8 protein-coding genes are annotated in these 9,301 nt (G+C 44.7%); all 8 read right to left on the reverse strand.

The features are described from left to right. Window positions 1-1,427, reverse strand: a 1,427-nt coding sequence (locus tag K1X84_15845; GenBank protein MBX7153100.1) for a TonB-dependent receptor plug domain-containing protein, incomplete at its 3' end; no start/stop codon positions are given. Further along, on the reverse strand, window positions 1,427-2,671 hold the full coding sequence (locus K1X84_15850) for an MFS transporter (protein ID MBX7153101.1): 1,245 nt from the start codon (window positions 2,669-2,671) through the stop codon (window positions 1,427-1,429). The genes K1X84_15850 and K1X84_15845, both read right to left, overlap by 1 nt. A 73-nt stretch (window positions 2,672-2,744) precedes the next feature. After that, on the reverse strand, window positions 2,745-3,524 hold the full coding sequence (locus K1X84_15855) for a HEAT repeat domain-containing protein (protein ID MBX7153102.1): 780 nt from the start codon (window positions 3,522-3,524) through the stop codon (window positions 2,745-2,747). A 6-nt stretch (window positions 3,525-3,530) separates the two neighbouring features. After that, entirely contained in the window at window positions 3,531-4,154 is a 624-nt protein-coding gene (locus tag K1X84_15860) for a MarC family protein (GenBank protein ID MBX7153103.1), read from the reverse strand. A gap of 46 nt (window positions 4,155-4,200) precedes the next feature. Continuing rightward, window positions 4,201-5,055: a glutamate racemase gene (gene murI, locus K1X84_15865; GenBank protein ID MBX7153104.1), complete on the reverse strand. Its 855-nt coding sequence runs from the start codon at window positions 5,053-5,055 to the stop codon at window positions 4,201-4,203. After that, complete coding sequence (locus tag K1X84_15870; GenBank protein ID MBX7153105.1) at window positions 5,055-6,488, reverse strand: sigma-54 dependent transcriptional regulator; 1,434 nt, start codon at window positions 6,486-6,488, stop codon at window positions 5,055-5,057. The genes murI and K1X84_15870 overlap by 1 nt, the downstream gene beginning before the upstream one ends. 4 nt (window positions 6,489-6,492) lie before the next feature. Next, window positions 6,493-7,407, reverse strand: coding sequence for an MBL fold metallo-hydrolase (locus tag K1X84_15875; GenBank protein MBX7153106.1), 915 nt, complete (start codon window positions 7,405-7,407; stop codon window positions 6,493-6,495). A gap of 14 nt (window positions 7,408-7,421) precedes the next feature. Continuing rightward, window positions 7,422-9,301 (reverse strand): hypothetical protein (locus K1X84_15880; GenBank protein MBX7153107.1); only part of this gene is annotated, 1,880 nt, incomplete at its 5' end.

A 9,301-nucleotide genomic window follows, 5' to 3' on the forward strand; every position in this document is an offset into this window, starting at 1 on the left:
TCTTCATGACCGGTCATTACTTCATCGATCAGCGATGGCGTTACTTCCGTATAACCTGCATTGATCGTAAAATGCACCTGTGGATTAAGACGGAATGCCGAATTGAAATTCATCGCAACCGTCGAATTAAAAACGGAATGATGTTGCCAGCGCGCGGACGGCTGAACGATTAAATTTCCAATCGTCCATTGATCGCTTAGAAAAAACGCATACCGCGAATAGTCCGCATGCTGCGTTTCAATTTGATTCAAGGTTTGCCGGTCATAGGTCGCACCGCCCTGCAATATATTGTGCCCTATCCGGTGTGAATAGCGCACATCGGCGCCAACGCTGTGTACAGAGTATTGTGCGGGTATGATTTCTGTAGAAAAATTATCGAATTGACGGTCGATATTGGCAAAATACAATTTACTTTGCAGCCACGATGTTTCGTCACGGCGGGTCAAACCGAAATGATAATCGACTCTTTCGTCTTTTCTGAAACCTTCGATATTGACAAAATCGAACGCTTTCAGATCGCCATACCGGTTGCGGCCGTACGCGTCATATTTATCCTTGTTGCCTTGTGTGTAAAAATTAAAACTCCAGTTCCGTTGAAAATAAACGTCCGCATTGAAAAACAATGAACGTCCGGTGTAACGCGTACTTTGAATGTTCCGTTGAAATCCTCCAAGAAATCCCTGGATCACCTGCTCGCCCGGCGTTTGTTTGCTCGAACCGCCGCCGCTGATGCGAATGTGGCTGCCAAGATCGCGTCCGAAAAAAATGCCGATGTCTTCGAAACTGCTGAACGCAGAACGGAATTTCATCGACGTCAGCGGTTTCTCCGGTTCAAAATCACGTTTGATGATATTGATATATCCTCCGGACGCCGCCTCTCCATGCAAAGCTGACGCGTTACCGCGAAAGAACTCAATCCGATCGATATTCTCCAGCGTGACCGCGTTCAGATTGGCCCATCCGATGTCGGCTTCGTTTAAAGGAACGCCATCCATCATCACTAAAATGTGCCGATTGGACAAACCATTCATGGACGCGCTGATCGGTTTTCCATAACTGCCGAGATCGTGAATATAAAACCCGGCAATATTCCACAGCAAATCGGCAAAATCACCGTGATAGTATTTCATCAAATCATCATGACTAAAAATCCGGAGAAATAAACTGTCGGCGGGCGAAAAAAAAGCGCCGGACGTTCGTAGAAATTGCTGAACGGTCGTCGCTTCATAGAGTGAATCGAAGGGAATAGTATCGGTTACAAAGGAATCCCGAGGGATATTTGTAAAAAGAAGACTGTCTTTTACGATCGTGGAATCTGTAAAACGAATAACCGATTGAGTAAAAACTTTCTGGGCATTGAAAACACTAAAAACAATCCACGAGCTTATTGTAAAATAATACTTCCATTTACAATACGAAATTTTCATCAGGATGCTGTTGACTTTCGATGTACAATCAAGTTATACAAAAACATTAATATCGTCGCAGCAATGCCGACTCCGAATAACGCGTACCAGATCAAACCCGGTTGATGCATTTCATTGGCAAACGTCTGATACAGCCATCCGCCGAAAGTTCCTCCGACGCCCCATGCAATCGCGATCGGTAAAAACCCGTACCCTTGAAATAATCCTTGTTGACCTTTCGGTGCGATATCAGCAATGTATTCGTAGTAGCGGGGAGCCTGCGTCGTTTCGCCAATCGCAAACACAAACAAACCGGCAACGATCGTCCACACGGTCGGATGCAGGGCGATGACCAACCAGCATAAACTGGATACGCCGAAACCGGCCACCATCGCCGTTTGTGGGGAAAGATTTTTCGTCAGCCGATTGATAATCAACTGCAATACAATGATACCCCACGCATCGGCTGATTGAATTAATTCAAACGGTGCATCTTTACTGATATAATCGGTAACATAAAACGGAACGATGATGAATATCTGCCAGAACATGATCCAATACAGCGAAAAAATAAGAAGGAAAATAATAAATTTGAAGTTGCCGAGTACCACGACCAGGTTTTGCATTTTTTTACCGAGCGATTCGGTCACTTCCGCTGCACCGTCGGCGTTTTTGTAAAAAATCAAATTGACGAACAGCATCAGCGTACAACTGATGGCCGACACAACGTATACAAACGAAATACCGAACCCAAATGTATCACGAATTAAAAATGCAATCACCGGACCCGTTGCACCACCGATATTCACTAACCAGTAATACAACGCATATCCTAATGAACGAACATTGTGTTTCGTCGTCACGGCGATTGTACCGAGCACCGCCGGTTTGATAAACGCACCGCCCATCGCCGTAAAAATTAAAATAACCGTCAATACTCCAAAGAGAGGCATACCTTCATATACGCCCGCAAAAGCCGGCATTCCGGTTGATCCAATCAGAAAATAGCCGATGGCCAATCCGGAAAAAGCCACAGTAAATGCGCGTTTAAAGCCGTACTTATCGGCGAGGGTTCCGGCTAAAATCGGAAATAACCAAAGTAAACCCCCAAAAATAGAAGAAAGCTGCCCGGCTTCCACTTCTGAAAATTTCAAATGATCCCTGAGAAAAATGCTCAATACCGTTGCCTGCCCGTAGTAAGCCAGACGCTCGAAAAGCTCCATCCCGTTGGCAACCCAGAACGTCGGATGAAATCCTTCGCGCATTTCCTGAAGACGTAGTTGTAAATTCACTGCCGTTTTCCTTCTCTAATGTATAGTTCGATGGGTATGGTTTACGTTATTCGCCGAAGATTTGTTTGTGTCGCGCTTCGTTTAATATTTTTTTATTGGCATCATCGAGGCCGACGATAGCGTCTAAACTCATGTAGGCGGCAATCCGCACGTCCTTATTGTCGTCTTTCGATAAACGAATTAACAGATCATAAACAGTTTTTGGAATTTTTTCTTTACCGCCGTAAATAACTGAAAATGCATTGGCACATGATTCGCGTAAATTCCACGCCGGATGATCCGTATTCCTCACAAGAAATTCCAAAGCTTTATCATGGCCATGAATGGCAATTTGCGTGATGCCTTCGACCGACGCCATGCCGAGCGCGTCTTCCTGTTCGCGATAAGTTTCATACCGCGCTGTCGCATAATTGATCAGGAATTCCAATGCATCAAGCCCGCCAATTTCACCCAGCGCCAGAATGACGTCTTCTTCTAATCCTTGTTCAAGCAATTCCCGGTTATGCGTATCAGTTAAAAAATTAATCAGCATGGCCACGCCGTCAGAATGACGCCATGCGCCAAGGCCACGAATGACATCGCGTTTTTTTGAAATATCATTGGTTGAAAATAAGGCTGTAAAATACGGAATGAGACGCGGATCGGCTTCAAAATACGGGACAAGCGTGAGAGCTTCGTACCGTCTTTTTTCGTCATCGCTGGCAAGATCGTCGACCAATCGCTTAAAGAGCCGCGATTTCAGTTCGTCTAACTCTTCTTCGGAAGGCTCGGGAACGGACATGTCATTGTCGTCGTCATCGCCGGTTTTATAAAACTCGTGCAACATGTTTATTTAGCTTTGCTGAATGATTTCGGAAATGCCGGTGCGGACCATCATCACCCCGATTGCCGCAAGCAGAAGCGTCACGACTTTGGCGATGCCTTTAGCGCCGCTACGGCCTGTCAGGCGTAGAATGATCGACGCATACCGTAAACCAGTATAGAGAATTAACAAATTAATTACAACAGAAGAAATGGTCGGTGCGAGGCCGTACGAGTCGACGGAAATCATCAACGTCGTCAAAAGAGCCGGACCAACGATCAGGGGAATACCGATCGGAACGATTCCAATGGACGGTGTATGACGCACCTGAATTTCCGTCGTCTCTTCCGAAACCTCGTGGCTCTTACGCTCTTCCGTCGAAAAAAGTAAATCGTTGATCGCGAGCGCAAATAAAATAATACCGCCCGCAATTTTAAAATCGCTGATCGTGATTCCCAAAAATGTAAACACGGCTTTCCCGACACCGACGAACAGTACGCTTACCAGAAACGCCGTCAATACCGATTGCCGTAAAATGCGGCGTTTGGTCACTTCTGGAATGCCGTCCGTCAAACCGAGATACACCGGTATAATTCCGATAATATCGATTGCCACAAAAATCGGAATGAATGCTAATAAATAATCTTGAAGCATGAAAAGTATGTTTATTGGAAGAACTTAGTACGAAATGTTGGCGCTATTAAAATCCCATCGATTCGACATTTACCATCTCAATCGAATCAATTTTTTTCCCGAGAAAACGTTCTCCGACCGCAGTAAAATTTTTCGGTAAATCGGTTACATAAAATTTATGTGACGCTTTGGAATGCGTGTTGATCAATTTTTGCTCATTGAGAATGTTTTTGGCAACTTGAGCCGTTTCAACGCCCGAATCGATCAATGTCACGGGATGTCCCATAATTTTCTGAATGCTTTTTTCAATCGAATCGGCCAAAATCGGGTAATGGGTACAGCCCATCACGAGCGTATCGATATTCGTACCACCAAAAAATTTCAGATACTCCGCACAAACCTGATCGGTCACGCCGTGATGCAGCCATCCTTCTTCAGCCAGCGGAACAAATAACGGGCATGCTTGTGAAAAAACTTCCGCGCCGGGTTCGATAGCGGTAATCGTTTTTTTATACGACTGGCTGTTCACCGTCGTATGCGTTCCGATCACACCGATGCGGTGATTGTTGCTGCGTGCTGCCGCTGCATTCGATCCCGGCTGAATCACACCGATAACCGGAATGCGAAACATATTGGCAATAAAATCCAACGCAACGGCGCTCGACGTATTGCACGCTATAATAATCATCTTCACATTATGTTCGAGCAAAAATAAACAACTTTGCAAAGTAAACGCTTTGATCGTCCGGTCCGATTTGGTTCCGTATGGCACACGCGCCGTATCGCCGATGTATATAATATTTTCATTCGGCAATTGTTTCATCACTTCTTTGGCTACTGTAAGCCCGCCAATACCTGAATCGAAGATTCCGATCGGCGCGTCAGGCGAAAACGACGGCGAAGATTGTTGACGGATGTTCATTAAGAATCCTCTTTGATTTCCTGTAGATTGATTTCCAATTCTTTCAACTTTTGCTGTAAATATTGCCGCTTCATGCCGAGTTTGGTTGCCGTTTGCGAAATATTCCAATCATTCAATTTGATCGCCTCAAGTAAAAACTCTCTTTCAAACGCCCTGACAACGCGTTGTTTCGCTTCCTGGAAAGTTACGTCAGCATTGTCCAGAACGGCTTTAACGCCGATGGGTCCGAGACCATTGGTTTTAATCAAATCCGGCGGCAGCAGATCTTTTGTAATTTCTTCACCGCTGCTGAGCACGACACAACGTTCGATGATATTGATCAACTCGCGAACGTTACCGGGCCATTCGTAATCCATAAATATTTTCAGCACTTCCGGGGAAAACCGCGATACGCCAATGTTGTGACGTTTGGCAAACGAATTCAAATAATATTTCGCCAGCAGCGGCACGTCGCCGTCACGTTTCCGTAACGCCGGTAACTCGATTTCAACAACGTTGATGCGATAAAACAAGTCCTCGCGAAAACGCCCTTCGCGAATTTCTTTTTGTAAATCGCGGTGCGTCGCACTCAGAATACGCACGTTGACTTCGATCGACTCGGAACCGCCGACGCGTTCGAATTTTCTTTCCTGTAAAACACGCAATACTTTCGCTTGCGTATCGATGGACATATCGCCGATCTCATCCAAAAAAATCGTTCCGTTATTGGCCAGTTCAAATTTGCCCGGTTTTGCAGCAATGGCTCCTGTAAACGCTCCTTTTTCGTGTCCGAATAATTCGCTTTCAATCAATTCCTTGGGGATAGCCGCGCAATTGATCGAAATAAAAGGCCCGCTTTTCCGGCTACTCAGATCATGGATCGTTCGCGCAACCAATTCTTTTCCGGTACCACTTTCACCGCGAATCAGAACCGTCACGTTATTTTTGCTCACTTTTTCGACAACCGAATATACCGCTTTCATTGCCGTACTTTCGCCGATAAAATTGCCAAATCCTCTCGACGTTTCGAGTTCGGTTTTCAACCGTTCATTCTCGCGCACGAGAAGAATCTGTTTGGCCGCGTGTCCGACAATGGCACGTAATTCATCAATCTCAAACGGTTTGGACAGATAATCGAACGCGCCGGACTTCATTGCTTCAACCGCTAATTTTTCCGAACCGTGTGCAGTAATGACGATGACAAAACCGGAAAGATTTTGTTCTTTCATTTTACGTAAAAGATCGATACCGCTCATTCCCGGCATGGATACGTCCGTAATGATGACGTCGTAGGAATGGCTATTAACCATTGTGAGCGCCGACACTCCGTCTTCGGCCTCGGACACGCGATACCCTTCCGGCCGCAACGCTTTGACAATGCCGTAGCGAGCGGCTTTTTCGTCATCCACTACCAAAACTTTGATGGTTTCAAAACTATTTTCGGTTCCGTTCATGACTTTATTTGGTATTTAATTCGTCAAACGCCGCTGTCAAATTCTGTTTCATGGCCCCTTCCCAGCGTGCAATCAGGTGTTCAAATTTCGGTATAGCCGCATACGCAATAATTTTTTCTTTGGGTTCGCCGCTTTTCATTTTGCCTTCAACAAATTCCAGTAATGCGCTCAAATAATCTCTCATCGCTTTCACATCTTGAACGGATCCGGTGCAGCCTTCGTCCGAATTGGAGTGGCCGAAAATATATAATGTATCATTGGAATAAGCTTTTGCGAGTTTCTCAATTACATCGATCCAGCTACGGATGGAGCCGCCGCCGTTGGAATCGATAAAAGGAAGGACTTTATTAAACACCAGGTCACCAACGTGGGCGACATTTGCTTTCTCAAAATGAACAACCGAATCACCGCCCGTATGCGCAGGCCCAAAATAACGCGCTGTAATAATTTCTTTGCCAATCTCTGTACGCCATTGGTCGGCAAACGTCGTATCGGCGTATACCTGCTGCGGCGCGTCCTTTTGTTCTTTCGCTTGTTTTTCCTGTAAAGCGGGCACATTCTGATGCGCAACGAACTTATCGGCGTAAGGTTTTAAAATATAATTTCCCCACGTATGATCGCGATGATGGTGTGTATTAAAAACAAAATCGATTGTGCGAGCCGTCTGCGTTTTAAGTTCGATCACGAACTTTTCGGCTGATTCAGGATATTGTGTATCGATAACAGTGACGGCATCGGTGTCAATAAACCATGCGATCGTTCCGCCACGTCCTGAGTAAATTCCAATTTGGCCGCGAAGCGGTTTCATTCCGGGAGCAGATAGGGTACCGAAAGAAGAACTCCTCAACAATCCCGGAAATGCAATTAGTCCGGGAACGCCGGCCAATATTTTAAGAAATGACCGTCTTGACGTCCTCATAATTATAACCTTTTTTACTCACGTCCGTTCACATCTGTAGGAATATATAATTCAAAAGTCGTTCCCAGCCCTTCCCGGCTTTTTAATATCACACGGCCACCCAAGGCCTCTACTTTATTTTTTACAATCGCCAGCCCTAATCCTGTACCCGTCGGTTTGGTCGTATAAAAAGGTTTGAAAATTTCTTCCATCCGATCCTGTGGTATGCCTTGTCCAGTATCGGTAATGGAAATCCTGATCGCATTGATGGGCTGATCTTCTGTTAAAGTATCGTTCGTTTTTTTATCGATGGTATCGATGGTCGTTGCTACCAATGGCTCCATTCTCCACTCTTCATAACCTTCTAGCATCGTATCAGGTCGAAGCAATTCTGACACCTGAACCGTACCCGTATCGCGCGGATTTCGCGCTTCATCGGCAAATGTACAATTCATATAACTACCGTTCAGTAAAAGTTTACCGCCGTTTTGCATCGATTGAATGGCGTTAATAATAACGTTAAAAAGAATCTCTTTCAAGTCCGCATGACGTGATTTAAGCACCAACGGTTTGTGAGAAAATTTTGTATAAATTGAAATGCTCTTACTTCGCGTCTCCTGCCTTAAAATAGTCAGTATGTTGTCGATGATCTTGATAACATCGAAAACATTCGTATCGGCCGGTTCCGGTTTAGCAAACTTGAGCAGCTGATCGACGACGTTAGCCAAACGATTGATCTCATCGTTGATAATTTCCAGATCTTGAATTTCAGTACTGTGTTTTTGTCCTTTTAACTTTTCATCGCGCATCGACTGAACAATACTTTTGATCGAACTGAGCGGATTTTTAACTTCATGAGCAATGCTGGTGGACAACATCCCGATCGATGACAATTTATCCGCTTGAAACATTTTAGCTTCCAATTCAATTCTCCGCTGCATCAGTTGTATGTTCTCAATGGCAATGGCCACCTGGCTAGCCAATGTCAGCAACAACTCCTGTTCTTCGTACGAAAAATCTTCGTTAGTTGCTTTTTTTCCGATAGCAATCAATCCGACCAATTCATTTTCAAGCGTAATGCCGACATACATTTGATACGGCACTTCGGAAGACTTGAGATGAAAAATATTCATTTTTCGTGCATCGTAAATTCCGTTACGCTGCAAAATATTCTTAATAATTTTTTTAAGATTAAACTCTTTGATGTCACCGAATTTCTGAACGATTTGATATTCGCTGGTTTCACCGGTCATTTTTTTACTGAGATGGAATATTGCCGTTTCGTCGACCAGCATGGATTCCTGGATTGCTGTTCGTACAATGCGAGCCAACTCGGTATAATTCGGAGCGCTCGCAATTTTTTCAGTCAGTTGTCGGATTACGGTTTGATAGGCGTACCGCTGTCCCAATGCGAAATGTCCGGCAATCCTGCGTAACAGGTATTTAACCGGCTCATATACAATTAGGAGTAGCGCAACAAACACAATCGCAATGGCATCGGCATTCAGATGAGGATTGTCTTCTGCCCAGCGTTTAAGATAACGGGAAAAAATAATATACATGGTAAAAAATGCGCCGGCAATAATTGTCACGATCAAACGTTGACGCGCAACAATTGAATAAAATGGATATTTGAACATCAAATACACCAATGCGCCTGTCGGAAGAATAGCAATCACCTGCAGCAAATTTTTAAGCGACTTATCTAACCGTATATTTCCTGTCCCGCCGAAAAAATAAAAATAAATCAATAAGGCAGTGATGAACACCATGATCAAAGCTTCGACAATAAAAAACTGGCGCCATTTTTCGTTACGGCTTAACATGAAAATCCGGATAGACAAAAACGATGCCACCCAAAGGCACACGATCAGCCAGAAAATAAACGGTGGAACAAAACTCAGGTTTTCGGCAA

The organism is bacterium, assembly GCA_019695335.1.
Taxonomy (GTDB): Bacteria; CLD3; CLD3; order SB21; family SB21; genus JABWBZ01.